At 44.1% G+C, this 25,587-nt stretch carries 27 protein-coding genes, 4 tRNA genes, 3 rRNA genes and 1 pseudogene; 9 read left to right on the top strand and 26 right to left on the bottom strand.

Features of this window, described 5'->3' with window-relative positions:
- Window positions 1-144 precede the first annotated feature (144 nt).
- From tsaD to GPA07_RS16700, 12 genes are all read right to left on the bottom strand, one after another.
- Entirely contained in the window at window positions 145-1,173 is a 1,029-nt protein-coding gene (gene tsaD, locus GPA07_RS16645; protein WP_008355682.1) for a tRNA (adenosine(37)-N6)-threonylcarbamoyltransferase complex transferase subunit TsaD, read from the bottom strand.
- Window positions 1,166-1,594, bottom strand: a complete 429-nt coding sequence (gene rimI, locus GPA07_RS16650) for a ribosomal protein S18-alanine N-acetyltransferase (protein WP_157293167.1) — start codon at window positions 1,592-1,594, stop codon at window positions 1,166-1,168. The genes tsaD and rimI overlap by 8 nt, the downstream gene beginning before the upstream one ends.
- A gap of 25 nt (window positions 1,595-1,619) precedes the next feature.
- Window positions 1,620-2,309, bottom strand: coding sequence for a tRNA (adenosine(37)-N6)-threonylcarbamoyltransferase complex dimerization subunit type 1 TsaB (tsaB, locus tag GPA07_RS16655; protein WP_157293010.1), 690 nt, complete (start codon window positions 2,307-2,309; stop codon window positions 1,620-1,622).
- On the bottom strand, window positions 2,290-2,769 hold the full coding sequence (gene tsaE, locus GPA07_RS16660) for a tRNA (adenosine(37)-N6)-threonylcarbamoyltransferase complex ATPase subunit type 1 TsaE (RefSeq protein ID WP_034738314.1): 480 nt from the start codon (window positions 2,767-2,769) through the stop codon (window positions 2,290-2,292). The genes tsaB and tsaE overlap by 20 nt, the downstream gene beginning before the upstream one ends.
- A gap of 10 nt (window positions 2,770-2,779) precedes the next feature.
- Complete coding sequence (thiL, locus tag GPA07_RS16665; protein ID WP_157293011.1) at window positions 2,780-3,757, bottom strand: thiamine-phosphate kinase; 978 nt, start codon at window positions 3,755-3,757, stop codon at window positions 2,780-2,782.
- Between the two features lie 278 nt (window positions 3,758-4,035).
- Window positions 4,036-4,112 (bottom strand) — tRNA-Asp (locus GPA07_RS16670).
- Between the two features lie 4 nt (window positions 4,113-4,116).
- Window positions 4,117-4,193: transfer RNA gene (locus GPA07_RS16675), tRNA-Met, on the bottom strand.
- A gap of 18 nt (window positions 4,194-4,211) precedes the next feature.
- A 5S ribosomal RNA gene (rrf, locus tag GPA07_RS16680) occupies window positions 4,212-4,327 on the bottom strand.
- Between the two features lie 60 nt (window positions 4,328-4,387).
- Window positions 4,388-7,313, bottom strand: a 23S ribosomal RNA gene (locus GPA07_RS16685).
- A gap of 182 nt (window positions 7,314-7,495) precedes the next feature.
- Window positions 7,496-9,044 (bottom strand): 16S ribosomal RNA (locus GPA07_RS16690).
- Together the 16S, 23S and 5S rRNA genes with 4 tRNA genes alongside form the textbook arrangement of a ribosomal RNA operon.
- 177 nt (window positions 9,045-9,221) lie before the next feature.
- Window positions 9,222-9,295: transfer RNA gene (locus tag GPA07_RS16695), tRNA-Gly, on the bottom strand.
- 12 nt (window positions 9,296-9,307) lie between these two features.
- Window positions 9,308-9,384, bottom strand: a tRNA-Arg gene (locus tag GPA07_RS16700).
- Between the two features lie 370 nt (window positions 9,385-9,754).
- On the opposite strand from GPA07_RS16700, the gene gltP reads away from it, so the two are divergent.
- Window positions 9,755-11,005 carry a glutamate-aspartate/proton symporter GltP gene (gene gltP / locus GPA07_RS16705; RefSeq protein ID WP_157293012.1) on the top strand — a complete coding sequence of 417 codons (1,251 nt, stop codon included), beginning with the start codon at window positions 9,755-9,757 and terminating at the stop codon, window positions 11,003-11,005.
- A gap of 38 nt (window positions 11,006-11,043) precedes the next feature.
- Here gltP and GPA07_RS16710 read toward each other — a convergent pair whose 3' ends face one another.
- Both GPA07_RS16710 and GPA07_RS16715 read right to left on the bottom strand, forming a co-directional pair.
- Window positions 11,044-12,063: a S66 family peptidase gene (locus GPA07_RS16710; RefSeq protein WP_071168027.1), complete on the bottom strand. Its 1,020-nt coding sequence runs from the start codon at window positions 12,061-12,063 to the stop codon at window positions 11,044-11,046.
- A 65-nt stretch (window positions 12,064-12,128) separates the two neighbouring features.
- Window positions 12,129-13,004: a DMT family transporter gene (locus GPA07_RS16715; RefSeq protein ID WP_008359809.1), complete on the bottom strand. Its 876-nt coding sequence runs from the start codon at window positions 13,002-13,004 to the stop codon at window positions 12,129-12,131.
- Window positions 13,005-13,301: 297 nt separating this feature from the next.
- Here GPA07_RS16715 and GPA07_RS16720 point away from each other — a divergent pair, with 297 nt between their 5' ends.
- Both GPA07_RS16720 and GPA07_RS16725 read left to right on the top strand, forming a co-directional pair.
- Window positions 13,302-14,027: an AzlC family ABC transporter permease gene (locus GPA07_RS16720; RefSeq protein ID WP_157293013.1), complete on the top strand. Its 726-nt coding sequence runs from the start codon at window positions 13,302-13,304 to the stop codon at window positions 14,025-14,027.
- A complete protein-coding gene (locus GPA07_RS16725) occupies window positions 14,024-14,344 on the top strand; it encodes an AzlD domain-containing protein (protein ID WP_008359806.1) in 321 nt (106 codons plus the stop codon). Before GPA07_RS16720 ends, GPA07_RS16725 begins: the two co-directional genes overlap by 4 nt.
- A 36-nt stretch (window positions 14,345-14,380) precedes the next feature.
- On the opposite strand, the gene GPA07_RS16730 is transcribed toward GPA07_RS16725, so the two are convergent.
- Both GPA07_RS16730 and GPA07_RS16735 read right to left on the bottom strand, forming a co-directional pair.
- Window positions 14,381-15,043, bottom strand: coding sequence for an O-methyltransferase (locus GPA07_RS16730; RefSeq protein WP_157293014.1), 663 nt, complete (start codon window positions 15,041-15,043; stop codon window positions 14,381-14,383).
- Window positions 15,044-15,197: 154 nt separating this feature from the next.
- Complete coding sequence (locus GPA07_RS16735; protein ID WP_008359801.1) at window positions 15,198-15,383, bottom strand: CsbD family protein; 186 nt, start codon at window positions 15,381-15,383, stop codon at window positions 15,198-15,200.
- 126 nt (window positions 15,384-15,509) lie between these two features.
- On the opposite strand from GPA07_RS16735, the gene GPA07_RS16740 reads away from it, so the two are divergent.
- On the top strand, window positions 15,510-16,025 hold the full coding sequence (locus GPA07_RS16740) for a GNAT family N-acetyltransferase (RefSeq protein WP_232532068.1): 516 nt from the start codon (window positions 15,510-15,512) through the stop codon (window positions 16,023-16,025).
- Here the strand turns inward: GPA07_RS16740 and GPA07_RS16745 are convergent.
- Window positions 15,909-16,471, bottom strand: a pseudogene (locus tag GPA07_RS16745) (LysE family transporter). The gene GPA07_RS16740 and the pseudogene GPA07_RS16745 sit on opposite strands and share 117 nt — an antisense overlap.
- Before the next feature lie 111 nt (window positions 16,472-16,582).
- On the opposite strand from GPA07_RS16745, the gene GPA07_RS16750 reads away from it, so the two are divergent.
- Window positions 16,583-17,137 (top strand): helix-turn-helix domain-containing protein, encoded by a 555-nt coding sequence (locus GPA07_RS16750; protein WP_008359792.1) that lies wholly within the window; start codon window positions 16,583-16,585, stop codon window positions 17,135-17,137.
- 36 nt (window positions 17,138-17,173) lie between these two features.
- On the opposite strand, the gene GPA07_RS16755 is transcribed toward GPA07_RS16750, so the two are convergent.
- From GPA07_RS16755 to GPA07_RS16775, 5 genes are all read right to left on the bottom strand, one after another.
- A complete protein-coding gene (locus GPA07_RS16755; RefSeq protein WP_157293015.1) occupies window positions 17,174-17,467 on the bottom strand; it encodes a hypothetical protein in 294 nt (97 codons plus the stop codon).
- 350 nt (window positions 17,468-17,817) lie between these two features.
- Entirely contained in the window at window positions 17,818-18,870 is a 1,053-nt protein-coding gene (locus GPA07_RS16760) for an LLM class flavin-dependent oxidoreductase (RefSeq protein ID WP_071168029.1), read from the bottom strand.
- A 17-nt stretch (window positions 18,871-18,887) separates the two neighbouring features.
- The gene (locus GPA07_RS16765; protein ID WP_071168030.1) at window positions 18,888-19,511 is read right to left on the bottom strand and encodes a nitroreductase family protein; all 624 of its coding nucleotides are present in this window, start codon (window positions 19,509-19,511) and stop codon (window positions 18,888-18,890) included.
- On the bottom strand, window positions 19,495-19,968 hold the full coding sequence (locus tag GPA07_RS16770; RefSeq protein WP_008359787.1) for a MarR family winged helix-turn-helix transcriptional regulator: 474 nt from the start codon (window positions 19,966-19,968) through the stop codon (window positions 19,495-19,497). Before GPA07_RS16770 ends, GPA07_RS16765 begins: the two co-directional genes overlap by 17 nt.
- A gap of 108 nt (window positions 19,969-20,076) precedes the next feature.
- On the bottom strand, window positions 20,077-20,619 hold the full coding sequence (locus tag GPA07_RS16775; RefSeq protein ID WP_174549224.1) for a dihydrofolate reductase family protein: 543 nt from the start codon (window positions 20,617-20,619) through the stop codon (window positions 20,077-20,079).
- Window positions 20,620-20,811: 192 nt separating this feature from the next.
- On the opposite strand from GPA07_RS16775, the gene GPA07_RS16780 reads away from it, so the two are divergent.
- Entirely contained in the window at window positions 20,812-21,207 is a 396-nt protein-coding gene (locus GPA07_RS16780; protein ID WP_008359778.1) for a VOC family protein, read from the top strand.
- On the top strand, window positions 21,204-21,743 hold the full coding sequence (locus GPA07_RS16785; protein ID WP_008359776.1) for a GNAT family N-acetyltransferase: 540 nt from the start codon (window positions 21,204-21,206) through the stop codon (window positions 21,741-21,743). The genes GPA07_RS16780 and GPA07_RS16785 overlap by 4 nt, the downstream gene beginning before the upstream one ends.
- Here the strand turns inward: GPA07_RS16785 and GPA07_RS16790 are convergent.
- The gene (locus tag GPA07_RS16790; RefSeq protein WP_071168031.1) at window positions 21,740-22,009 is read right to left on the bottom strand and encodes a YesK-like family protein; all 270 of its coding nucleotides are present in this window, start codon (window positions 22,007-22,009) and stop codon (window positions 21,740-21,742) included. The two genes, GPA07_RS16785 and GPA07_RS16790, sit on opposite strands and share 4 nt — an antisense overlap.
- 52 nt (window positions 22,010-22,061) lie before the next feature.
- Here GPA07_RS16790 and GPA07_RS16795 point away from each other — a divergent pair, with 52 nt between their 5' ends.
- Window positions 22,062-22,535: a GNAT family N-acetyltransferase gene (locus tag GPA07_RS16795; protein WP_071168032.1), complete on the top strand. Its 474-nt coding sequence runs from the start codon at window positions 22,062-22,064 to the stop codon at window positions 22,533-22,535.
- Here the strand turns inward: GPA07_RS16795 and GPA07_RS16800 are convergent.
- The 3 genes from GPA07_RS16800 to GPA07_RS16810 all read right to left on the bottom strand — a co-directional run bounded on the left by GPA07_RS16800 (window position 22,527) and on the right by GPA07_RS16810 (window position 24,859).
- The gene (locus GPA07_RS16800; protein WP_232532069.1) at window positions 22,527-22,799 is read right to left on the bottom strand and encodes a GNAT family N-acetyltransferase; all 273 of its coding nucleotides are present in this window, start codon (window positions 22,797-22,799) and stop codon (window positions 22,527-22,529) included. The two genes, GPA07_RS16795 and GPA07_RS16800, sit on opposite strands and share 9 nt — an antisense overlap.
- Before the next feature lie 208 nt (window positions 22,800-23,007).
- Entirely contained in the window at window positions 23,008-24,222 is a 1,215-nt protein-coding gene (locus GPA07_RS16805; protein ID WP_008359768.1) for an MFS transporter, read from the bottom strand.
- A 31-nt stretch (window positions 24,223-24,253) separates the two neighbouring features.
- A complete protein-coding gene (locus GPA07_RS16810; RefSeq protein ID WP_008359765.1) occupies window positions 24,254-24,859 on the bottom strand; it encodes a TetR/AcrR family transcriptional regulator in 606 nt (201 codons plus the stop codon).
- Window positions 24,860-25,088: 229 nt separating this feature from the next.
- Here GPA07_RS16810 and GPA07_RS16815 point away from each other — a divergent pair, with 229 nt between their 5' ends.
- A complete protein-coding gene (locus GPA07_RS16815; RefSeq protein WP_157293016.1) occupies window positions 25,089-25,541 on the top strand; it encodes a MarR family winged helix-turn-helix transcriptional regulator in 453 nt (150 codons plus the stop codon).
- Window positions 25,542-25,587 lie beyond the last annotated feature (46 nt).

Consider the following 25,587-nt stretch of genomic DNA (forward strand, 5'->3'; position numbering starts at 1 on the left):
ACATATCCACATAAAAGATCCTGTTTATACACATTCTTCTCATTTTAAAACAAAATTTTCTAACAATTGTGGATATATAACGTTTACATGTGAATAAATCGTTTTCATTTTCATAAAAAAACCCCTGTATATCCACAGGAGTTCTCATTCATAGGACACAAGCGGCAATCCCGGCTGACCATTCATAGCCATATCGCCTCTTATTCCTTTTTCAAACGCAATGGTTCCCGCAGCAGCAATCATAGCTGCATTGTCTGTACAAAGAGACAATGGCGGAATGATAACATTGACTTCAGGCAGCTTCGCAAAGGCTGATGTTAATGCTTCTCTAAGGCCTTTATTGGCAGCAACCCCACCAGCTAAAACGACTTGCTTCACACCGTACGCTTCAGCCGCTTTTAATGTCTTTCCGACTAGCACCTCAATGACGCTTTCTTGGAAACTTGCAGCCAAATCCTCTGGCGCAATCGTTTCACCTTTTTGAGACGCATTGTGCAGTGTGTTGATCACAGCTGATTTTAAACCGCTAAAACTAAAATGGTAGGAGCCTTCTTCAAGCCATGCGCGAGGAAGCTTGATTACAGGCTCCCCTTCATGTGCTAATCGATCAATGTGAGGTCCACCTGGATATGGAAGACCCATCGTCCGAGCCACTTTGTCATACGCTTCTCCAGCCGCATCATCCAATGTTTCTCCAATGACCTCAAAAGACCCATGCTCTTTCATGAGAACGAGCTCAGTATGTCCCCCAGAAACGACAAGAGCTAAACATGGAAACACCAGTTCATCAACGAGCTGGTTCGCATAAATGTGTCCAGCAATATGATGAACACCGACAAGTGGAATTTGATGTGCGAAGCTCAGTGCTTTGGCTGCATTGACACCTATCAATAGTGCACCGACTAAGCCCGGTCCTTCTGTCACAGCAATGGCATCTAAATCCTGAAAGGTCATATTGGCCTGAGCCATCACTTCTTCTAATACGATGGTCATTTGTTCCACATGATGTCTTGAAGCGATTTCTGGCACAACACCGCCAAATCGTTTGTGACTTTCTATTTGTGAGGCGACAACGTTCGCTACAATCTCTTTCCCATTTTTCACAATGGACGCAGCGGTTTCGTCACAGCTTGTTTCTATACCTAATATGAATCGATCTTTTTGTTCACTCATTTATATTCACCCACATGACTAATGCATCTTCCCCATTATCTGTATAATATTTCTTTCGAATAGAAGCTGGTCGGAAACCAAGTTTTTCATAAAGGGATTGTGCTGGAGTATTCGATACCCGCACCTCTAATGAAAGATGATCTGTCTTTTTTTCTTTGCAAAATTCCATAACATATCGCAGCAATGCTTCTCCGTAACCTTTTCCTCTATGCTCAGGCAGAATCGCAATGTTCGTAATTTGTGCATCGTCCATGACAATCCAGACCCCGCAATAACCAACAGGCTCACCAGCTTCTTCGATGAGGAAATAATGGCTGTATTGGTTATGGAGAATCTCATAGACAAACGATTCTTTTTTCCAAGGTGCTGTAAACGAATGCACTTCGATCGTATACACCTCAGGAATGTCCTCTACTGTCATTCTTCGAATCCCTACTGTGTGGAGATTATTTTTGTCCTTCAAGCCATTTCACTTCCGCTTCTGCCAAACGAATATAGTTAGGAACTAGCTGATGTACATCTTCAGCAGAGCGATCTGCCCCTAAACATGCAAGCACTGAAGGTCTTGGATTATGAAATGTCCCCTCCGCTAAAACAGCCGTTTCTCCAAGTACGGAGCGAATGCTCTCTTGATGAAGATGCACATCATGTCCAAGAAATAAGACAGGCTTCCCCTCCTTCTTCAGCTCTTGAAGCCAATCTGTGAGCAGGATATTTTGGTCTGGTTTGACTTCTTTTATTTTTCCAGCTTCAAACGTATATAGCCCAGTATAAACTTGTCCTCTTCTCGCATCAAATATAGGCGAGATCCATCCATCAAAATATTGAGCATTAGCTGCCAGCGTTTCTAAACTTGAAACAGCAGATACCGGAATAGACAGCGTCCAAGCGAGTGTTTTTGCAATGGTCACACCGATTCTGACACCAGTGTAAGAACCAGGTCCTTTTGCCACAACAATTTTGCTTAATTCACTCGGCGCTATACCGCATTCTTTCATCAGTGCTTCAACTGTCGGCATCGCTCGGACTGAATGATTCTTTTTTAAGTACGTAATGCTTTCTCCAATCACAGTGTCGTCTCGGACAAGAGCAATTCCTAGTGTGTGGTTTGACGTATCAATCGCCAGTATGGTCAAATTCTTTCATCTCCTTACAAAGGGTCTCATAGCGCTCCCCTTTTGCATAAAACGTGAGATGACGTTCTTCTTCACGTTCTGTTCTCAGCATTTCAATTTTTAAATAGGATGAAGGCAATTGTGGCTCAATGAGATGTGCCCATTCAACCAAGCATACACCCTCTCCCTCAAAATATTCTTCGAGCCCAATATCTTCTTCCGCATCTTCCATACGGTACACGTCCATATGATAAAGTGGCAGCCTGCCATCTGTGTATTCTTTTATAATTGTAAAAGTAGGGCTGTTGACGATACGGGTAATACCGAGGCCTTCTGCAAATCCTTTTGAAAAAGTGGTTTTACCTGCGCCTAGATCTCCTTCTAATGTCAGTACATCTCCTGGCATCACAAGTTTGGCCAAGGCAGCGGCAATTCGTTTCGTCTCATCCGCACCTTTTGTTTTCCACGTTAACTGCACGATGGGTGTCACCTCATTTCTTAAAATGATTATATCCTTTTTTCATTAATATTGTTTGTTGATCATTGTCTTTTAAGATCACACTGGCTGCTTCATCACCTTTGACTTGTCCAATGCACGTAACCTGAATGCCCTGCTTTTTACATTGTGTCTCAAAGCTTTCCCAATCAGCCGCTGGAATCGTACCAGTTAAAACAAAGTCTTCTCCCCCGAACAACACCCATTCAAGCCAGTCTTTACGTAACAACGGTAAATCTGGGTGCTTCGGAAGCTTATCAGCTTCGATTTCCAACGTCACATGACTGGCTTCCGCAATTTCGTTCAGCTCACTCGCTAATCCGTCACTCACATCATTCAAGGTCACCCGGGGGAAGCTTGAACAAATAAGACCAGCAGCAACGTGCGGCTGCGGCATTTTGTGACGCTCAAGAAAAAAAGCAGTGTCGATTGAATGTGCAGCATTCACTTCATTCATTAAGAGTGATAGCCCAGCAGCTGATGAACCTAATTCGCCTGTGACAAAGACAACATCTCCTGCCCTGGCACTGTGACGGTAACAGGCTGCTCCCTTTGGCACTTCACCAATGACCGTCACTGTAATAACAAAGTCACTGCGGGTGGCTACCGTATCTCCACCGATTAAATCCATATGATAGGTGTCAGCCAAAGCGTTCATTCCCTCGTAAAGAGCAGTGACAATTGCCTCATCACCATGAGGCGGGATCGCAATGGATACAAGATAATACTTTGGGGTTCCTCCCATGGCCGCAATATCGCTTACATTAACTGCCAGCGCTTTAAATCCAACTTCAAAGGGTGTGGAAAAATCAAATCGAAAATGTACATGCTCCACCATTGTATCAACACAAACGACCTCTTCACAATGTGAATGAGATTGATAAACACTAGCATCATCACCGATACCCATGACCAAAGAACGCTGATGTGTTTCTTTTGGTGTAATTCGGCGAATAAGATCAAATTCATCCATAAAAGACAGCCCCTTCATCCAATCAAATGATTGAGTAGACATGATGTCAGACACAGTTAGTATTAGTGTAGCGAATATGAGCCTCAGTTCCAACTAAAAATGATATAAAGAAAGCCTGGTATAAAAAAACCAGGCTTTGTTGAATGAAGTCATTATCTTTTCTTTTCACATATAGTGTAGCCAAACAGACGATATTTCATCGCATCATTCATACTTGTTGAAAGAAAAAGACATAAAAAAAAACGAAACTATACGTTTTCGTTTACAAGTCATAAAAATGGCGGTCCGGACGGGACTCGAACCCGCGACCTCCTGCGTGACAGGCAGGCATTCTAACCAACTGAACTACCGGACCATTTTGGTTGCGGGGGCAGGATTTGAACCTGCGACCTTCGGGTTATGAGCCCGACGAGCTACCGAACTGCTCCACCCCGCGACGATATAAAAACAACAAGCTTGGCGGCGTCCTACTCTCACAGGGGGAAACCCCCAACTACCATCGGCGCTGAAGAGCTTAACTTCCGTGTTCGGTATGGGAACGGGTGTGACCTCTTCGCTATCGCCACCAAACCTGATGGAGAGAATGTTCTCTCAAAACTAGATAACAATGTTCATGCTTCACATTAAATATAGGTTAAGTCCTCGATCTATTAGTATCTGTCAGCTCCACGTGTCACCACGCTTCCACCTCAGACCTATCAACCTGATCATCTTTCAGGGATCTTACTTCCTTGCGGAATGGGAAATCTCATCTTGAGGGGGGCTTCATGCTTAGATGCTTTCAGCACTTATCCCGTCCGCACATAGCTACCCAGCGATGCCCTTGGCAGAACAACTGGTACACCAGCGGTGCGTCCATCCCGGTCCTCTCGTACTAAGGACAGCTCCTCTCAAATTTCCTGCGCCCGCGACGGATAGGGACCGAACTGTCTCACGACGTTCTGAACCCAGCTCGCGTACCGCTTTAATGGGCGAACAGCCCAACCCTTGGGACCGACTACAGCCCCAGGATGCGATGAGCCGACATCGAGGTGCCAAACCTCCCCGTCGATGTGGACTCTTGGGGGAGATAAGCCTGTTATCCCCGGGGTAGCTTTTATCCGTTGAGCGATGGCCCTTCCATGCGGAACCACCGGATCACTAAGCCCGACTTTCGTCCCTGCTCGACTTGTAGGTCTCGCAGTCAAGCTCCCTTGTGCCTTTACACTCTGCGAATGATTTCCAACCATTCTGAGGGAACCTTTGGGCGCCTCCGTTACATTTTAGGAGGCGACCGCCCCAGTCAAACTGCCCACCTGACACTGTCTCCCTGCCCGATAAGGGCAGCGGGTTAGAAGGTCAATACAGCCAGGGTAGTATCCCACCGATGCCTCCACCGAAGCTAGCGCTCCGGTTTCCAAGGCTCCTACCTATCCTGTACAAGCTGTACCAACATTCAATATCAGGCTGCAGTAAAGCTCCACGGGGTCTTTCCGTCCTGTCGCGGGTAACCTGCATCTTCACAGGTACTATAATTTCACCGAGTCTCTCGTTGAGACAGTGCCCAGATCGTTGCGCCTTTCGTGCGGGTCGGAACTTACCCGACAAGGAATTTCGCTACCTTAGGACCGTTATAGTTACGGCCGCCGTTTACTGGGGCTTCAATTCGCACCTTCGCTTACGCTAAGCGCTCCTCTTAACCTTCCAGCACCGGGCAGGCGTCAGCCCCTATACTTCGCCTTACGGCTTCGCAGAGACCTGTGTTTTTGCTAAACAGTCGCCTGGGCCTATTCACTGCGGCTTCTCGGGGCTTTAACACCCTAAGAAGCACCCCTTCTCCCGAAGTTACGGGGTCATTTTGCCGAGTTCCTTAACGAGAGTTCTCTCGATCACCTTAGGATTCTCTCCTCGCCTACCTGTGTCGGTTTGCGGTACGGGCACCTCTCACCTCGCTAGAGGCTTTTCTTGGCAGTGTGGAATCAGGAACTTCGCTACTATTTCGCTCGCCATCACAGCTCAGCCTTCACGGGAAACGGATTTGCCTATTTCCCAGCCTAACTGCTTGGACGCGGATATCCATTACCGCGCTTACCCTATCCTCCTGCGTCCCCCCATTGCTCAAATGGTGAGGAGGTGGTACAGGAATATCAACCTGTTGTCCATCGCCTACGCCTTTCGGCCTCGGCTTAGGTCCCGACTAACCCTGAGCGGACGAGCCTTCCTCAGGAAACCTTAGGCATTCGGTGGACGGGATTCTCACCCGTCTTTCGCTACTCATACCGGCATTCTCACTTCTAAGCGCTCCACCAGTCCTTCCGGTCTGGCTTCACAGCCCTTAGAACGCTCTCCTACCACTGTTCGTAAGAACAGTCCGCAGCTTCGGTGATACGTTTAGCCCCGGTACATTTTCGGCGCAGAGTCACTCGACCAGTGAGCTATTACGCACTCTTTAAATGGTGGCTGCTTCTAAGCCAACATCCTGGTTGTCTAAGCAACTCCACATCCTTTTCCACTTAACGTATACTTTGGGACCTTAGCTGGCGGTCTGGGCTGTTTCCCTTTCGACTACGGATCTTATCACTCGCAGTCTGACTCCCAAGGATAAGTCATCGGCATTCGGAGTTTGACTGAATTCGGTAACCCGGTAGGGGCCCCTAGTCCAATCAGTGCTCTACCTCCGAGACTCTTACCTTGAGGCTAGCCCTAAAGCTATTTCGGAGAGAACCAGCTATCTCCAGGTTCGATTGGCATTTCACCCCTACCCACACCTCATCCCCGCACTTTTCAACGTGCGTGGGTTCGGGCCTCCATTCAGTGTTACCTGAACTTCACCCTGGACATGGGTAGATCACCTGGTTTCGGGTCTACGACCACGTACTCATGCGCCCTATTCAGACTCGCTTTCGCTGCGGCTCCGCATCTTCTGCTTAACCTTGCACGGGATCGTAACTCGCCGGTTCATTCTACAAAAGGCACGCCATCACCCGTTAACGGGCTCTGACTACTTGTAGGCACACGGTTTCAGGATCTATTTCACTCCCCTTCCGGGGTGCTTTTCACCTTTCCCTCACGGTACTGGTTCACTATCGGTCACTAGGGAGTATTTAGCCTTGGGAGATGGTCCTCCCGGATTCCGACGGAATTTCACGTGTTCCGCCGTACTCAGGATCCACTCTGGAGAGAATGACATTTCAGTTACAGGGCTGTTACCTTCTCTGGCGGGCCTTTCCAGACCTCTTCGCTTATATCATTCCTTTGTAACTCCGTATAGAGTGTCCTACAACCCCAAGAGGCAAGCCTCTTGGTTTGGGCTGTTCCCGTTTCGCTCGCCGCTACTCAGGGAATCGCATTTGCTTTCTCTTCCTCCGGGTACTTAGATGTTTTTCCCCGGGTATGCCTTCTCATACTCTATGTATTCAAGTATGGATACTACTCCATTACGAGCAGTGGGTTTCCCCATTCGGAAATCTCCGGATCAAAGCTTGCTTACAGCTCCCCGAAGCATATCGGTGTTCGTCCCGTCCTTCATCGGCTCCTAGTGCCAAGGCATCCACCGTGCGCCCTTTCTAACTTAACCATTTCTTACTTTAGAAAGAATCACTATGTGTGATGAACTTTGCATTGCATTCAATGTGAATGTATTACTTATTGTTATCTAGTTTTCAAAGAACAATCCTGTCTCGCTAGAGACATGTTTTGAAGGAATGATCCTTCAAAACTAAACAAGACCAAAACGCACACTGCTCCATATATCCTTAGAAAGGAGGTGATCCAGCCGCACCTTCCGATACGGCTACCTTGTTACGACTTCACCCCAATCATCTGCCCCACCTTCGGCGGCTGGCTCCATAAAGGTTACCTCACCGACTTCGGGTGTTGCAAACTCTCGTGGTGTGACGGGCGGTGTGTACAAGGCCCGGGAACGTATTCACCGCGGCATGCTGATCCGCGATTACTAGCGATTCCAGCTTCACGCAGTCGAGTTGCAGACTGCGATCCGAACTGAGAACAGATTTGTGGGATTGGCTAAACCTTGCGGTCTCGCAGCCCTTTGTTCTGTCCATTGTAGCACGTGTGTAGCCCAGGTCATAAGGGGCATGATGATTTGACGTCATCCCCACCTTCCTCCGGTTTGTCACCGGCAGTCACCTTAGAGTGCCCAACTGAATGCTGGCAACTAAGATCAAGGGTTGCGCTCGTTGCGGGACTTAACCCAACATCTCACGACACGAGCTGACGACAACCATGCACCACCTGTCACTCTGTCCCCGAAGGGAAAGCCCTATCTCTAGGGTTGTCAGAGGATGTCAAGACCTGGTAAGGTTCTTCGCGTTGCTTCGAATTAAACCACATGCTCCACCGCTTGTGCGGGCCCCCGTCAATTCCTTTGAGTTTCAGTCTTGCGACCGTACTCCCCAGGCGGAGTGCTTAATGCGTTAGCTGCAGCACTAAGGGGCGGAAACCCCCTAACACTTAGCACTCATCGTTTACGGCGTGGACTACCAGGGTATCTAATCCTGTTCGCTCCCCACGCTTTCGCTCCTCAGCGTCAGTTACAGACCAGAGAGTCGCCTTCGCCACTGGTGTTCCTCCACATCTCTACGCATTTCACCGCTACACGTGGAATTCCACTCTCCTCTTCTGCACTCAAGTTTCCCAGTTTCCAATGACCCTCCCCGGTTGAGCCGGGGGCTTTCACATCAGACTTAAGAAACCGCCTGCGAGCCCTTTACGCCCAATAATTCCGGACAACGCTTGCCACCTACGTATTACCGCGGCTGCTGGCACGTAGTTAGCCGTGGCTTTCTGGTTAGGTACCGTCATGGTGCAAGCAGTTACTCTTGCACTTGTTCTTCCCTAACAACAGAGCTTTACGATCCGAAAACCTTCATCACTCACGCGGCGTTGCTCCGTCAGACTTTCGTCCATTGCGGAAGATTCCCTACTGCTGCCTCCCGTAGGAGTCTGGGCCGTGTCTCAGTCCCAGTGTGGCCGATCACCCTCTCAGGTCGGCTACGCATCGTCGCCTTGGTGAGCCGTTACCTCACCAACTAGCTAATGCGCCGCGGGTCCATCTGTAAGTGACAGCCGAAACCGTCTTTCATCCTTGAACCATGCGGTTCAAGGAACTATCCGGTATTAGCTCCGGTTTCCCGGAGTTATCCCAGTCTTACAGGCAGGTTACCCACGTGTTACTCACCCGTCCGCCGCTAACATCCGGGAGCAAGCTCCCTTCTGTCCGCTCGACTTGCATGTATTAGGCACGCCGCCAGCGTTCGTCCTGAGCCAGGATCAAACTCTCCGAGGTATGCAGGATGCATATCACACATGCGTTGCTACACGATGTAGCGAACTTAGCATGTGATCATTTCCTGTCTCGTCAGTTTGACTGACTACCTATGATGTTTCATAGGATTTTTTTATTAAAACTCGAATTAACAGGTACGTTTTGTCTTGTTTAGTTTTCAAAGATCATGTTTCAAAATGGAGCGGGTGATGAGAATCGAACTCACGACATCAGCTTGGAAGGCTGAGGTTTTACCACTAAACTACACCCGCACGAATTATTATTGGCGCGCCCGAGAGGAGTCGAACCCCTAACCTTTTGATCCGTAGTCAAACGCTCTATCCAATTGAGCTACGGGCGCTTAATCAGGCGACTTAATTATCTTAACATATCGTTTTTATTAAGTCAACATCTTTTTAGAACTTGATGATCGAATGCGTTTGAACATCCGTGTTTCATTTGCGTCATCAGCGACGAATAATAATATACCACGGATCATCTAAAAGGGTCAATACATTTTTCTGAAAAAGTTTACTATTTTTTAAGAAGTGCTCTTTTCTTAGATAAATAGAGATGCGATAGCTCCATTTTCATTTCTTTCTTCATCATTCTAATGATTCTTAAATAAAATCTTTCTAAATCCAAAGAAGGACAAAACATGACCATCTAGAATTTTTATTTATTGGAAAATTCTTAATATTTTCCTGAGCATTTAAAGGAGGTAGGAGATGATGAAAAAGTTCGTCGCTTTTCAAATCATGATCGCTTTGGTGATAGGGGCTCTTATTGGCCACTTCTTCCCTGATTTCGGAATGGCACTGCGGCCCATTGGGGATGGCTTTATCCGATTGATTAAAATGATTGTTGTTCCTATCGTTTTCTCTACGATTGTCATCGGCGCAGCTGGCAGCGGCGGGATGAAGAAAATGGGCAGCCTTGGTTTAAAGACAATCATTTGGTTTGAGGTCATCACGACCATCGTTCTTGGAATCGGTCTATTATTGGCTAATGTTTTAAAGCCCGGCGTTGGACTTGATTTCTCTCAATTAGCGAAGAAAGATATTGGGGAACTAGATGGTTATACTCAAAAAGTCGTCGACTTTAAACAAATGGTATTAGATATCATTCCAACCAATATCGTCGATGTTATGGCTCAGAATGATTTACTCGCCGTCATTTTCTTCGCCATTTTATTCGGTGTAGCCGCAAGTGGGATTGGTAAAGCATCCGCTCCTGTTTTGACCTTCTTTGAATCAGTGGCACAAATTATGTTTAAACTCACACAAATGGTGATGGTAACAGCACCTCTTGGGGTTCTTGCATTAATGGCTTCTTCTGTCGGCCAATATGGCATTGTGTTATTAATCCCTATGATGAAACTTGTTGGAACTGTCTTCTTAGGATTATTTATTATCCTATTTGTTCTGTTCCCTCTTGTCGCACTGATCTTCCGTTTTAACTACTTCGAAGTGTTAAAAATGATTTGGGATTTGTTCTTAGTCGCCTTTTCCACCACAAGCACAGAAACTGTTCTTCCTCAGCTCATGGCACGAATGGAGAAATACGGTTGTCCAAAAAGAATCGTTTCCTTCGTGATTCCATCTGGTCTTTCTCTCAATTGTGATGGTTCAAGCTTATATTTATCGGTTTCCTGTGTATTTCTTGCGCAGGCGTTTGGTGTCGATATGAGTTTATCACAGCAGCTCCTGATGATGCTTGTCCTTGTTTTAACAAGTAAAGGCATTGCAGCTGTGCCCTCCGGTTCACTCGTCGTTCTTTTGGCAACAGCTCATGCAGTAGGTCTTCCAGCCGAAGGTGTCGCCATTATTGCCGGTGTTGATAGAATTATGGATATGGCCCGAACAGGCGTGAATGTTCCAGGGCATGCGATTGCATGTATTGTCGTCTCTAAATGGGAAAAAGTATTTCGTGAGACTGCGTGGGAAGTTCCAAAAGCAGGTGAGGAAACAAAAGGAATGTAATGATTTCTATGAAGGAAAGGGTTCGCCCTTTCCCTTTCTTACGGCAAAAATGTTTGCTTCAGCACCGCTTTGCCTCCTTGTTGTATGTGCACTTCTGCATATGCTCCATTAATCAGGGTCATTTGCGGCGGGACGTGTCCACAATCAATATCGTAAAAAATCGGCGTTTGCAGTTCCTTGTGTAATTCTTCATATAGATCCGTATATTCATATCCTTCTACAGGGGCATCTACTGCACTTCGGCCAAACATGATCCCAGAGCAGTGATCAAACCACCCTGCTAATTTTAATTGAACAAGAGATCTCTTCATGCTCGCAGCATTTAATGCGCAGTTTTCGAAATACCAGAGAATGGGTTCACCTTTCAGGAATGTATCTTGAAAGGCTTTGACATCTCCAAAAGGCGTTCCTGCTAAGTGGCGTATCACATCAATGCAGCCGCCCATCAATCTCCCCTTCACCATCATCTCCTGCTGATCAACAGTACGCCATGCGGTTGGCTCGGTTAAATGAAAGACATGTATACTTGGATTGTCATGCTGCCATTCCTTTTGATACATATAAGAAGAAAATTGAGTAACGTCCTTCTTCTCTGGAGTGGAAAGTATTTGTTCCCACATCGCTGTCACCTGATCAAGCTCTTCCCCCCGAAGATCTACAAAGTTCGGTCCATGCGCTGTCGCAATGCCTGTTTTTAATGTCAAGGCCAGCAGAAGTACACTCGTATCTGAGTAACCAAGAATCCACTTTTTTGGCATCACTGAGAAATCAAGATGCTCTAATATTTCAATAAGTAGCTGTCCACCCCATGGCGGGATGATGTGGTCAATCTCATCACTTGTCATCATGATCTGAAGCTCGTTTGCGCGTTCTATGGCAGGGGCTGATTTTGCTTTTTCCTGCTGCCATACCGTCTTTCCACATATAACCTCATACCCTCTATTTTTCATCCGCTCACATGACAGCTTAAACATCTCATGCAAAGATGGTTGTACACCTGAGGACGGGGCTGTAACGCCAATCGTTTGTCCTTTTTGCAAATGCGGATACTGTATCATCCTGCTTCCCTCCCCCTTCTATTCATTGTAAAGAAGATACCCCTTGGTAAAAGGGGCATCTCGTCTTACTCTTTCTGACGCAGTACAGTGTATACACCTGCAAAGATACATAGAATTCCAATGAAAGAGCGTAAACCCATCTCTTCACCCAGAAGCAGCCAGCCAAGGACTGTGCCAACGATTGGTTGAAAGAAGAAAAACAGACCTCCGCTCGCGGCATCCATCAGTTGAAGCCCCCTATTCCACAAAAAGAAAGCAAGGGCTGTTGAGATGATACCAAGATAAAGAATACCACCCCAAATTTCCGGTCTCGCCATTTGCTGCACATCTAAATGTGGCAGACGAAATAGAACAGGCGGAGTTAATACGATAAAGGCAATAATGATCGCATATGTTGTTATCACTGCCTGAGGGTACTTTCTTGGAACCCGTTTCAGCAGAACAGACATCAGCGCCCATGTTAATGCAGCGATCACCAATGAGAGACCGCCAACAAACTCATCTGTTTGAACAGTGACAGGCCCAATCATGGTGAGTACACCTGCTGTAGCAAGCAAGATAGAGACACACTTCCTAACAGTGAATGATTCTTTCAATAGAAAGAAAGCGAAAAGCACCATAAAGGCAGGTGTTGCCGATGTGATGACAGCACCCATTTGCGCAGACGTGTACATCGTACCAATTTCTTGAGTCACGATTGAAAGAAAGTTACCGATCAATCCAATGGCCGCAATAAGCGGGATATCTTTTTTATCTAACCGAAAAGAATATCCTAAACGCCAAATGGTGAACACAAGAACGACTCCTGCTACTGCGTATCTCATCCATACGAGTTCAAGTGGCGGGACAACCGCTACTGCTACTTTGACAACTACGTACATACCACCCCAAATACTAGCGGCTGCCGCTAAGTAAAGGGCTCCTATATATTTTCCATTCATCTTTTTTCCCCTCCGTTACTGGATATATCATTTGCGATATCCACAAACGGAGATCACTCTCCGTTATGGACGGAGGTGATTTGGTACATCATCTTCAAATAAAGGTTTCCATTGCATGACAGTCACCCCAATTGTTATTATTTTCTGATTACTTTATAACAAATTCTGGTTGACTTCAATCCTTTTTTATCGCCATGTTTCTTCATATAATAGAAGTTACATAGGATTGACATGATAAATTCGTTTTCATATAGTAAATAAAACGATAGACGGTCAAGAGAAAAGGAGTAGAGGTCGTTGGATATTGAAGCTAGAAAACGCATTCCCAGCGCGGGACACGAGCCGTTTTTCGAGGGAATAAAAGATTGTGTACCGACCTTACTCGGCTATATGAGTATTGGGTTTGCCTTTGGAATTGTTGGCATAAGTGCACAATTAAGTATATGGGATATTGCGCTCTTATCCATCTTTATTTACGCAGGCGCTTCACAGTTTATCATCTGCGCACTGCTCGTAACGGGGAGCCCTCTTTCCGCAATTATTTTCACCACATTTATTGTGAATTTGCGCCATTTATTACTCAGCCTTACGCTCGCCCCTCATTTTACACGCTACTCTGTGAAACAGAACATTGGGTTTGGTCTTTTGCTGACAGACGAATCCTTCGGTGTGGCGATGAATAAATTAGCGCAGCAAGGAAGGTTGAATAATCGGTGGATGCATGGACTGAATGTAACGGCTTATTTGTGCTGGATTGCGGCATGTACACTTGGCGGCATCTTTGGACACTGGATCTCAAATCCAGAGGCGCTTGGTCTTGATTTTGCTTTATCGGCGATGTTTGCTGCGCTATTGATCCTTTCTTTGCAAACAGTCCCCAAAAATAAGTTAATCCATCGCCTGTCGCTTGTTTTGTATATGGTCGTTGCGATGTTTGTTCTGCTTCATTTTGTTCCTTCACACGTGGCTGTTCTGTTAGCAACTGTGCTTGTCGCAACCATTGGGGTGGTGACAGATAAATGATCAGCAGCTTTATGATATGGCTGATTCTTGGTTGTATGCTCGTAACCATCATTCCAAGAATCCTTCCATTTATATTTGTACGGAGTATTCGGCTGCCTGAAGTGGTGCTGAAATGGCTATCGTTTATTCCAATTTGTATATTCACTGCTTTGATTGCTGAACACCTTTTCATACATACAACAACAGGCGTCACCATTCACTGGATGTATCTTGCTGTGTTGATTCCAACGGTGCTTATGGCTGTTTGGACAAAAAGCTTGTCCCTCACTGTTCTGGTTGGCGTCTTGCTGATGGGTACAGCTAGATGGTTTTTCTAAAAGAAAAGGCTTAACCGTTTGCGGTTAAGCTTTGTTTCATTTGACGATTCCGTATATAAACCCGTCATAGCCTTTTTCACCAACAGTTTGAATAGCTGTTGCCTCAATTCTCGGCTCTTGTTTGAGTAAATCAAATAATTCACGAGTTCCCTTCACTCGCTCATCTTGATCAGAGGCATGAATGACTGCTCCATTTCTGACAACATTGTCTGCAATAATGACGGTTCCCTTCTTTGAGAAGTGTAACGCCCACTTCAGATACTTCGGGTTGTTTGGTTTATCTGCATCAATGAAAATCAAATCGAATGGGGGCGTATCCCTCTCTTTTAACTGAGATAAAGTATCTAACGCTTTTCCTTGTAAAATCGTTACCCGTTCTGTCAAGCCTGCTCTGTCGATGTTTTGCTGCGCGGTTTCTACATGATAGCTGACAGCCTCTAATGTCATGAGTTCTCCATCCTCTTCAAGAGCTCGTGCCAGCCAAATGGTGCTATATCCGCCAAGTGTCCCGATTTCTAAAATACGCTTTGCTCCTTTGGTTTTTGCTAATAAATAAAGCATTTTCCCTTGGGCCGGAGACACATCAATTTCTGGCAGCCCCGCTTGTTTATTATTGGTAAGCGCTTGCTCCAATACGTCATCTTGAGCCATCAATTTGTCTTTGATATACTCGTCAACTTTCCCCCATACTTGCTCCATTTCATCCATCTCCCTTGATTCATGTCTTCTACCTAAAGTCTACATGACGTACAAGAGGACGTATAATCAATTCTTTTCACACACCTATTCATTTAATTGATGAAAGGCATGTGATGATGGAGACATGAGGCGAGTACCTACAGCTATGTGCAAACTACTGATTCAGCTTATTTTTCACGTCACCTTTTTTATCTTGAAGCTTTCCTTTTGCTTGATCTTTCTTTCCTTCTGCTTTCAGGTTTTCATGATCTGTCGCTTCGCCAAGCTTTTCTTTCAATTGACCTTTGACTTGATTTGTTTTTCCTTTCGCTTTATCCATATGTCCTTTTTGTTCACTCATTTGCTCCACCTCCACGTTTGATACTGCTTATTTAGCCTTTTTGAACATGACAAAACATCTGAGTGTGCTGCGTGCACGTTTCAGGTATGATAGACATAATGGAATGAAAGGCTGGTGGTCTGTTTAATGATCATATCTGAAAACATGTTCACTGTTCGTGGTTTGACCTATCGTATTCGATCTGCTGCACTAGCAGATGCCAAACCGTTATCTGCTCTCAGACTAAAAATTGATGGGGAAACAGAATATTTAGACCGTGAACCAGGAGAAGCCTTTCTTGATGAAAAAGGATTTGCAGCTCTCATTCAAGAGGATTCTAAGGAAAGCCGGCATCTATTTTTGGTCGCGGACATTGAAGGGGAAATTGTAGGCTTTTCAAGATGCGAAGGGCATTCACTAAAGCGCTTCGCTCACAAAGTGACGTTTGGCGTCGCTGTACAGAAGGCAGCTTGGGGCTATCACATCGGGAAAGAGCTTTTAGCCGCATCGATCAAATGGGCAGGCAGCGGCCGGCCTCCTAACCGCTTACATGACATAGCCCCAGATCATCGAAAATGCACTATACATAAGCAGAAGTCCCATGACGAGCTGGAACGGCCGTTGATAAAGATTCAAAAAACGCTTGAATACAGAGCCAAATAGACTCCAGCTGAACGTACCTAAAAATCCAATGAGTGCGAGAATCAGTGTCATTAACATGTACTGCATATTGGACTGTCCATATGGCAGAACAAAGGTTGAAATCACCGTTAACCCATACAAGATCGCTTTCGGATTGATAAATTGCAGTAGCGGTCTAGTGTATCGTCATTGCCGCCCTTACTTTTCATGATTTTGACAGCCAAAAAAATCATGTAGCCAGCTCCGATGAATGCCATCACCCAGCTTATTTTCGGCATGACTTGATAAAGAATCATATTGAAGAAACCACTCAAACACAAAATGACGAAAAGCCCGATACCCACACCTAAACAAAATCGAAATGTTTGCTTGACCCCATATTTGTTTGTAAAGACCATGGCCATGATATTGTTTGGTCCCGGGGTGAAGCTGGTGACAAAAGCATAGATCAGCATGGAAACAATCAAGATGTTACCCCTCTTTCATACGTTATTTAGACCTAAAAGTCTTTATTGCGTATATTACGTTTTATTGTACCATTCGGTCGTTATAAAGCAAATGCAGAAAGGAGTTTTTTGATGGAAGATGTACAATCGATTATTGCTAGAAATGTAAAACATCTAAGAGAACAAAAGAAATTAAGCCTAGAGAAGATGGCTGACATAACGGGTGTGAGTAAGACGATGATTGGACAAATCGAGAGAGGAGAATCAACCCCCACCATCACGACTTTGTGGAAAATTGCGAATGGATTAAAGGTGTCTTTTAGTGAACTCATTTACGCACCGCAGCCTGAAATCAAGGTAGTGCGAAAAGAAGACGGACAGGTTTTAACTGAGGATGAGGGAAGGTATCGTGTGTATACGACTTTTCCCTTTGATGATCGAAGAAAATTCGAAGTGTATCAGGTAGAAATTGATCCCGACGGGTCGTTAAGTGCCGAAGAACATATTGGCGGTACAGAGGAATTGATTACCGTTTTTGAAGGAACGCTTGATTTATCCATCGGTGATGAGCAATATACATTAGAAGCTGGCGACTCTATTCGTTTCAAAGCGGATCGTGCCCATGAGTATAAACAATCAGGAGAACAGATGGTCCGAATGCAAATGATTCTTTATTATCCTCATTAAAAAAGCTGACAGGCTTGTCCACCTGTCAGCTTTTATTTATTCAAACCCCGGATCACGCACAACCGTTCCAGTAAATGTGACGTTGTATTTTCCAAGGCCTAACTCTTCAATTGATGATTGATATAAAATACCGACCCAGCCATCCTTTGCATATGTAATACTTGATGGGATATTTGACGTCGTATAAGTTCTTGTTTCCGAGACCGTTCGACTCGCTTGAACCGTTATGGCACTGTTCGCTTTCTCTTTTGCTTCCACCGGGACAGTAGTGACCCCAGCACCTGTTAAAACGATTGCTCCAACCAAAACAGAAGACATGACCTTTTTCATAAAAAAATCCCTCCCTTTTTTTGTTGAACATATTAACCATACCATAATCTAGAACTTTCGTAAGTTATTTTTTCATTTTTTTGAAAATTATGATATGATTGTCTTATACTGGATAGAGATCGTTACATACTACTATGATTTTCTCCTCATCTCATTCTAGTGAAACAATTGATAACGGAGGTGATTTCATGAAAAAATGGCTCATCTGTTTTCAACTTGTTTTCCTCTTTACCTTGACGGCCACACCACTTGCTTCTGCTGCTTCATGTCCTACAGTGAAACCATGTGTTATTGATCCTTAAGCATAAGAAAAGGTCGATCAAGCCTATTCACTTGATCGACCTTTTTGTTTATTCTTGCTCTGCTTCCCAGCGGGTAACTTCTTCTCTTACTTTAGGAGCGACTTCTTTTCCAAATAGCTCAATGGCTTTCAGCACTTGATCATGCGGCATTGAACCAACTGGTACATGCAGCATGAAGCGTGTGATTCCTACATTTTTTCGCAGATGAATGACTTTTTCTGCAACAGTATCTGGATCTCCCACATACAAGGCACCTTCTAACGTTCTCGCTGCATCGAACGTAGAACGAGTATAAGGTCCCCAGCCTCTTTCTCTTGCTAATGTATTCATGACATGCTGTGTAGAAGGGAAAAATTGATCTGCTGCCAGCTCTGTTTCTTCCGCTACAAACCCATGTGAATGTGAAGCAACTGTTAATTTCTCAGGATCATGTCCCGCGTGAACAGCGGCTTGCTTGTATAGCTGAACAAGCGGTGCGAATTGTCTAGGACTACCACCAATGATGGCAAGTACAAGCGGTAACCCTAATAATCCAGCACGTACGACAGATTCTCTGTTTCCTCCGCTGCCAATCCAAATTGGAAGCGGGTCTTGAACAGGTCTTGGATATACGCCAACATCCTGGATGGCTGGACGGTGCTTTCCGCTCCACGTCACACGCTCTGACTGCTGTAATTTCAACAGTAAATCTAATTTTTCTTCAAATAATTCTTCATAATCATTTAAGTCATAGCCAAAGAGCGGGAATGATTCAATAAATGATCCTCGGCCAGCCATGATCTCTGCACGTCCGTTAGATAGTCCATCTAATGTCGCAAAGTCTTGAAATACACGCACAGGATCTGCCGATGAAAGGACTGTGACAGCACTTGTCAGGCGAATATTCTTTGTTTGCGTGGCTGCCGCTGCTAATACGACTGCTGGATTCGATGCGGCGAAATCTTTACGATGATGCTCTCCTACTCCAAATACATCAAGACCTACTTGATCTGCTAAAATAATTTCTTCTACGACTTCTCGAATACGCTGTGCGTGGCTGACTGTTTTCCCTGTTTGAAAATCAGGTGTTGTTTCTACAAATGTACTAATTCCTAGTTCCATGGATGGAACCTCCTATCTTATAAATATGTTACAAATTCAGAGACAGGCTTTCGGTAGCCTCTCGCTTGTCTGCTTTCTACTTTTTCTTTACCGAGCGTGATCATTAACACAGGAACCAGATCGGATTCGATGTTTAACACTTTTTTCATTGCTTCGGGATCAAAACCGATCATCGGGCACGTATCCCAGCCCTTGTTTTTGGCGGCAAGCATAAATAGCATGGCAGATAATGAAGCATTGCGAATCGCTTCTTCTTTCTGAAAATCTGACCCTCTCTGCTCATAAAAACTCTTTGTCTCTCTGACCATTTCCTCATATTGCTGCGCATTTAAGATGCCGAGCATTTTTAGGCCTTCATAAATGTTTCCTGCTTGCTCATAAGCTTTCGGATCGCCGAGCAAAATGATCGCTGCTGAAGCGGAATGTACCTTATATTGTCCAAATGCTGCATCTCTTACTTGCTCTTTAAGCGCTTCTGATTGGACGACGACATATTGCGTATGCTGTAAATTAAAGGCTGAAGGTGCCAGCTTCACTTCTTCAAAGATGCTGTTAAGCTCTTCTCTCGAAATCGAGATATTTGGTAAAAAATTGGATGCTGATCGTCTTTCACGTACCAATGTATCAAAGCTGAGTGTCATCCTGTTTCCCCTTTTCATGAAGTTGTTTTGCACCTAAACCGATTTTTTTTAGCAATTCAATGAGCTGCTCTTTTTCTTCTGATGTAACAAAGGACAGATTTTGTGAAATGACATCTGTATGTTTTGGAAAAATGTCGTCAAATAGCTGCTTCCCTTTATCCGTCAGCACTACATGGAATACACGTTTATCCGTGGGTGCACATTGCCTTTTGACCAGTTCTTGTTTTTCTAGCTTGTTGACCACATATGTAATGCTTCCGCTTGGAATGGACAAGATCTCACTGATTTTTTGGACGGGATGCGGTCCTTTACTATAAAGCAATTCAAGGATTTGAAAATTTTCAAATCCGATATCATAGCGTTCAATGTCTTTTTGGATATTTGTAAAAAGGGCTTGATAGGCTTTCATCCATACACGGAAAAGCCTTAAGTCTAATTCATGTTCTGGCTGCACCATGGCAACTACTCCTTTTTCAAGAAATCCTAAAACTAGGATAAATTTATCCTAACACTAGGATATTTTCTTGTCAACGTGTTTGTTTCATCAAAAAAAGACCACCCCAGGTCAGTGATCCTCTTCTTTTAAGACAACATGCATTTCAGCTATTTGCTTATATTGTCGTACTTCTTTTAATGAAAATCTGGATTCCATATCCGCTGGGGAAAACAGAGGAATGCCTCTCCCAATCATGACAGGTACGATTTGAAGATAAAGCTCATCAACCAATCCTGCTTTTATGAAAGATTGGAGCAGTTCCCCGCCGCCGACAATCCAGATATGCTGACCTGTTTCATTTTTTATTTTCTTCACAAATGATAGGATATCTTCGCGAATGATGTGAGTTCCTTTCAGACTGTCTTGTAAAGTACGTGACATGATATAACAAGTCTTTCCTTCATAAGGAAACTCCTCTGGTGACAGCTGAAGAACCTGTTCATATGTATTGCGCCCCATGATCAGCGTATCAATTGACGCATAAAAGTCATCATAGTTCGTATCTTCTTCGCCCTCTGTCCCTATTAGCCAATCGAGCCGGTGATCCTCTCTCGCTAAATAGCCATCAATACTCATTGCCCCATAAAAAAGCAATTTCCTTTTCTGACTCAATCTCATCACTCCTTAACCTAAATAAGAACACACATTCTATTTTGATTGTATCAGAAAGGAAAGACAAAGGATACATGGATTTGTCATCATCCAGATTCATGTCTTCAACACCGTGATTCAATAAGGTATCCTCTTCAGGTAATGATATAATAAAATCAGTTCAATCAATGATCATACTTGGAGGAGAGGCTGATGATACGACGACTTGATCATATCGTGTTGACTGTTCAACATATGGAGGAAACCATTCGCTTTTATACAACCGTATTAGGAATGAAGGAAGAAACTTTTGGAGAAGGCCGTAAAGCCCTTCGTTTTGGTTTGCAAAAAATCAACCTTCATGAAGCCGGACATGAATTTGAACCAAAAGCGGCTCACCCCCAGCCTGGATCTGCTGATCTATGCTTTATCACCGATTTAGATATGGACAGTTTGCTGCTGCATTTGCGAAAGCAAGTTGTTCCCATTGAAGAGGGACCCGTAAAGCGAACAGGTACATTAGGTCCGATTGAATCCATTTATATCCGTGATCCTGATATGAATTTAATTGAAATCTCCCGATATATAGAGGAGGATGATCCATCATGAGTCGTTTATTTTTGAGACCGATTGAAGAGCCAGATTATCCTGGTATCCATCGAGGTTGCCAGCATGAAGAAACTCTTTACATGACTGGCACACGCAAAACGTTCACACTAGAGGAAATTCGTTCAGCCTATACCCGCTTTCTGCAGGATGACAGTAGACGGGACTTCGCCATTTGTCTGCTTGACACAAAGGAGATGATTGGGGATGCGGCGATTGTGGACATTGATCCAATCAATCATACGGCCAGCTTTCGCATTGCACTTCATGGACCAGAGCATTTTCACAAAGGCTACGGGACAGAGGCGGCTCGGATGGTTCAAGCATTCGCTTTTGATACATTAGAACTCAACCGCCTTGAGCTTGAAGTCTTTTCCCATAATCAAAGAGCTTTTCGAAGCTATGAGAAAGCCGGATTTCAATATGAAGGAAAAAGACGTCAAGCGTTCTATTTCAACGGGACTTATTCAGATGTCATCATGATGGGCATCCTGCGTGAAGAATACAATCAAATCAACAATCAAGATACCCCCATCTAAGAAGCGTCATCTTTTTTAAAAAAAAGAAGCCCTGTGACGATGATCAAACAAATCATAGAAGATAGAACGATAGAGACGCCTGATATACTAAGCATCATTCCTTCCCATCTGCCAATGAAGAAACTGCTCACCAATAAGACCAATCCAAACAAGGTGATACATATCGGAACAATTAGCCCAGCATGGCGGTGTCTTCGCCTTTTTCCTGCCCACCATGAGAGGCAGAGCACAACGATCGTAAAAATAGCGGTTTGCAGCCAGAACATATAACAACAACTCCTATTCTCTTTTTATCCTACGACAACGGAGGTTTTTCCAATGAACATTAGACCTATTCAACCACAGGACAATCCTTTTATCGCGGACATTATTCGTCAGTCATTAGAATCAGCGAATCTTGCGATTGAAGGTACAGCCTATACAGACCCACATCTGGATCAGCTTTTCGAATACTATCAATCATTGACTCATGCAGCCTATTGGATTGCAGAAAAGCATGGTGAAATTGTTGGCGGCGTTGGCATCGCCCCTTTCACAGATAGCATATGTGAGCTACAAAAGCTTTATTTAAGTCCAAAAGCACAGGGAAAAGGGGCGGGCAAGAAGCTGTTGGATACGGCACTGCAATACGCCTCTACATATTATGATGCCTGTTATTTAGAAACCCGACGTGAATTAAAAGCTGCTACTGGCCTTTATCAACGGTATGACTTTTCTCTGCTTTCTAAGCCACTTGAAGGCTCGGAGCATTCTGCCATGGATGCTTGGTATCTCAAAACCTTCTCAGCGTGAGGCATAAAATAAGACATACGTTTTTGTCCAATGAAATCCCAGCTTCTCTGCCAATTTGGCTGAGACTAGGTGATGGACATCGCAATCCCAATGAGGCGTCTTCCCTTTTTCAACACAGATGCTGATCATTCGCTGAGCTGCTAACAAAGCCAATCCTTTTCCACGGCAGGGTTCATCTGTCCAAATATCGATTTCCACACGTTTTTCACTTGAAAAAATAGAGATACATTCGCTGACCACATCTTCACCATCTACAACGGCCACCCCGATCCCATTGGATAGAAAATGATCTATTTCTCCCCAATAGGCTTCGTAATAGCTAAAGTGCATATTTGTGAATGGAGGGATGATTCTGTATCTTATGGATCAACTTATATAAAGGAGCGATTCAAATGATTAAGGAAATGAAACATCAATTTATGCAAACGTCCTTTGTCTCGATTGTGTGGCTGACTCTCATCCTGTCGATGACTCAATCGTCAGCTGCTGTCCCTGCTGCCGCTTCTGTCACCTTCCCCTTCCAAATAAGGGTTAAGCCTAACCCAAGACATAAAACAACACCCGCGAATAGGAAGGGGAAATGAATATTTTGATCGAATAAAATACCGCCAAGCGCTGGACCGAAAATTGTACCGAGGCTCGTGTAGGTAGAATTCATGCCCGCGACAAATCCTTGCTGATTACCAGCGATTTTTGATAAGAAGGTCGTTAATGCCGGCCGCAATAAATCAAACGCAAGGAAAATGACGCATGTGACGATCAGCACGACCAAAAAGCCTGAAACGACTGTCGAAACAAAAGCGAGGACCGCCCCGATAATCAAGCATAGCTGAATGACTCGTTTCTCCCCAAGAGCATTCACCAGTTTACCGAACACAAGCACTTGGATGATGACTGCTACAATCGAACTGACAGTAATGATAATCGCAATATCTTTTGGACCAAATCCAAACTTATGATTTGTAAACAAGCTAAAGACCGTTTCATATGCAGATAGTCCAAACGCCAGAACAAACACAATGATGAAGGCGATGAGATAGCTTGGATGAATAGATTTTTTCAAATCTTTAAAGAAGGTCGATTCCTTCGCTTGATCTATTTGTTTCGCTCGTTCTTCTTTTGTTAACGGCTCCTTTAGCATAAACATAGACGAAATGACGGCAATAAATGCAATACCAGCTGCAAAGAAAAATGGCAGGCGAACACCGTATTCTGCAATAAACCCGCCAATTCCAGGTCCAATGATAAAGCCGGTACTAATGGCCGCAGATACATATCCCATCGCCTTTGATCTTTCTTGAACAGTTGTAATATCTGCGACATAGGCAGTGACAGCCGGCATGATAAATGCCGCACTAATGCCGCCCAGAACCCTTGCAAAATAAAGAACATACACATGTGTCCCTAAGCCAAAGACGAGTTCTGATAATGCGAATAGAAACAGCCCTGACACGATCATCATCTTTCTTCCGTAGCGGTCTACCCATCTTCCAGCAATGGGTGATGCTATGAGCTGCGCAACAGCAAACGCAGCCACAAGGTATCCCATTGTACTGCCCGTTAAATGCATCACATTCATAAAGAGCGGCATGACAGGAATGATGAGGCCGATGCCTAAAAACGCAATAAATATATTACTTAATAAAATAACGAGTACCGCTTTTTGCTCACGAATCGCTTTTTGCATGATGTTTGTTTCTCCTTTACTGACTCACTTGTTACTCATGATGGTTGATTCCGTGAATAAACAATGAGATCGCCTCTTTTTGTAATTCCTTTTTCTCCTGCATCGTGTCATTTCTATATAACACGTCTAATCCGTAAAAAACGGAAAGTAAGATTTTCACTTTCGATTCAACATGCTCAATCGACCAACTGCCGTCTTCGTTCCCTTCAAGCAATATGTCTCTCATCACATCATCAAAGTCGGCATCAATTTTATTCAGCCGTTCCATGACTTCATCTGATGTAAATGCACTGGCACAAAATTCTTCACTAGCTCTCATTAAAGGATAGTTAATCCCCATTTGACTGAGCAGCTCTGCAAACCCTGCGAGCTTATCAATGGCCAGATGCAGCGTTTTCTTCTTCTCATGCCACGTCTCCATCATCAATCGATGATCCTCTTCCATAATATGAAGGAACAAAAACTCTTTTCCTTTAAAATGATGATAGAGGTTGCCTTTACTAATCTCAGCAGCCTCTAGAATATCTCGCACAGATGTTTCGGAATATCCTTTTTTCGCAAATAAATCACGTGACGCGGTGACAATCTTTTGCTTCGTCTTCTCACTCTTTTCAGCGCCGCTTTGTGTACTTGTCATCTCTTTACAATCCCTTCTCCCTTACATTTCTTCATACGGACAAAATAAAACCGACCAGTTGGTTTATTTTTATTATAAAATGATCTTACCCACAGCACAATGAAAAAGCGCCCATCCACAAGGATTGAAACACGTAAAACTAAGCCGGGCATTTCCAATAATTAATTTATCTAAACATTTAACTTCACTTAACTATTAAAATGGCATATAATAAAAAAGAAAAGAGGTGATGTATTTGGATGAGGAAATCCTACATTTCAGCAAACAGATTATAGATTACTCGAATGCATTAGGCTCTATTTATGTAGAAGAGTACCAACGATTTTTAAAAAATGAATATGCGGATTTATCAACGAAGCAACAGCTGACTCTAGAATTATTGCGTACCAAAACGAGAACAATCAATGAACTAGCTGATTATTTTTCGATTTCTTCTAGTGCCGCTAGCCAGCTCATTTCAAAGCTTGAACAGCTAGGATATATCAAACGAGAAATTAATCCACATAATCGAAGAGAGATTATTGTTGATTTTGCGCAAAAGGGGCATGAATATCACAAAAATATCGAAAAAATTCAACTGCACCTTATTCAAAAATACTATGCAAAGCTTCCAAAGGAAGATTTAAAAACACTCTTATCTCTTTATGAAAAGCTCTATACAATTGCAAAAGAAACACCTTAACAGGGTGTTTCTCCGTTCAATATTTAAGATAACTTAACTATTAAGG

It is taken from the genome of Bacillus sp. ms-22 (assembly GCF_009759805.1).
GTDB lineage: Bacteria > Bacillota > Bacilli > Bacillales > Bacillaceae > Bacillus > Bacillus xiamenensis.

Excerpts from the sequence above, each read along its gene's own strand:
- GPA07_RS16770 (WP_008359787.1), bottom strand. The coding sequence starts at position 19,968 with ATGGTGCAGCCAGAACATGAATTAGACTTAAGGCTTTTCCGTGTATGG.
- rimI (WP_157293167.1), bottom strand. The coding sequence starts at position 1,594 with ATGACAGTAGAGGACATTCCTGAGGTGTATACGATCGAAGTGCATTCG.
- thiL (WP_157293011.1), bottom strand. The coding sequence starts at position 3,757 with ATGGATGAATTTGATCTTATTCGCCGAATTACACCAAAAGAAACACAT.
- GPA07_RS16765 (WP_071168030.1), bottom strand. The coding sequence starts at position 19,511 with ATGACACTCAGCTTTGATACATTGGTACGTGAAAGACGATCAGCATCC.
- GPA07_RS16715 (WP_008359809.1), bottom strand. The coding sequence starts at position 13,004 with ATGAATGGAAAATATATAGGAGCCCTTTACTTAGCGGCAGCCGCTAGT.
- GPA07_RS16760 (WP_071168029.1), bottom strand. The coding sequence starts at position 18,870 with ATGGAACTAGGAATTAGTACATTTGTAGAAACAACACCTGATTTTCAA.
- GPA07_RS16785 (WP_008359776.1), top strand. The coding sequence starts at position 21,204 with ATGAGTCGTTTATTTTTGAGACCGATTGAAGAGCCAGATTATCCTGGT.
- GPA07_RS16725 (WP_008359806.1), top strand. The coding sequence starts at position 14,024 with ATGATCAGCAGCTTTATGATATGGCTGATTCTTGGTTGTATGCTCGTA.
- GPA07_RS16755 (WP_157293015.1), bottom strand. The coding sequence starts at position 17,467 with ATGAAAAAGGTCATGTCTTCTGTTTTGGTTGGAGCAATCGTTTTAACA.
- GPA07_RS16795 (WP_071168032.1), top strand. The coding sequence starts at position 22,062 with ATGAACATTAGACCTATTCAACCACAGGACAATCCTTTTATCGCGGAC.
- GPA07_RS16815 (WP_157293016.1), top strand. The coding sequence starts at position 25,089 with ATGTATTTGGATGAGGAAATCCTACATTTCAGCAAACAGATTATAGAT.
- GPA07_RS16735 (WP_008359801.1), bottom strand. The coding sequence starts at position 15,383 with ATGAGTGAACAAAAAGGACATATGGATAAAGCGAAAGGAAAAACAAAT.
- GPA07_RS16710 (WP_071168027.1), bottom strand. The coding sequence starts at position 12,063 with ATGATACAGTATCCGCATTTGCAAAAAGGACAAACGATTGGCGTTACA.
- GPA07_RS16810 (WP_008359765.1), bottom strand. The coding sequence starts at position 24,859 with ATGACAAGTACACAAAGCGGCGCTGAAAAGAGTGAGAAGACGAAGCAA.
- GPA07_RS16780 (WP_008359778.1), top strand. The coding sequence starts at position 20,812 with ATGATACGACGACTTGATCATATCGTGTTGACTGTTCAACATATGGAG.
- gltP (WP_157293012.1), top strand. The coding sequence starts at position 9,755 with ATGAAAAAGTTCGTCGCTTTTCAAATCATGATCGCTTTGGTGATAGGG.
- tsaD (WP_008355682.1), bottom strand. The coding sequence starts at position 1,173 with ATGAGTGAACAAAAAGATCGATTCATATTAGGTATAGAAACAAGCTGT.
- GPA07_RS16750 (WP_008359792.1), top strand. The coding sequence starts at position 16,583 with ATGGAAGATGTACAATCGATTATTGCTAGAAATGTAAAACATCTAAGA.
- GPA07_RS16740 (WP_232532068.1), top strand. The coding sequence starts at position 15,510 with ATGATCATATCTGAAAACATGTTCACTGTTCGTGGTTTGACCTATCGT.
- GPA07_RS16790 (WP_071168031.1), bottom strand. The coding sequence starts at position 22,009 with ATGTTCTGGCTGCAAACCGCTATTTTTACGATCGTTGTGCTCTGCCTC.
- GPA07_RS16805 (WP_008359768.1), bottom strand. The coding sequence starts at position 24,222 with ATGCAAAAAGCGATTCGTGAGCAAAAAGCGGTACTCGTTATTTTATTA.
- GPA07_RS16730 (WP_157293014.1), bottom strand. The coding sequence starts at position 15,043 with ATGGAGCAAGTATGGGGGAAAGTTGACGAGTATATCAAAGACAAATTG.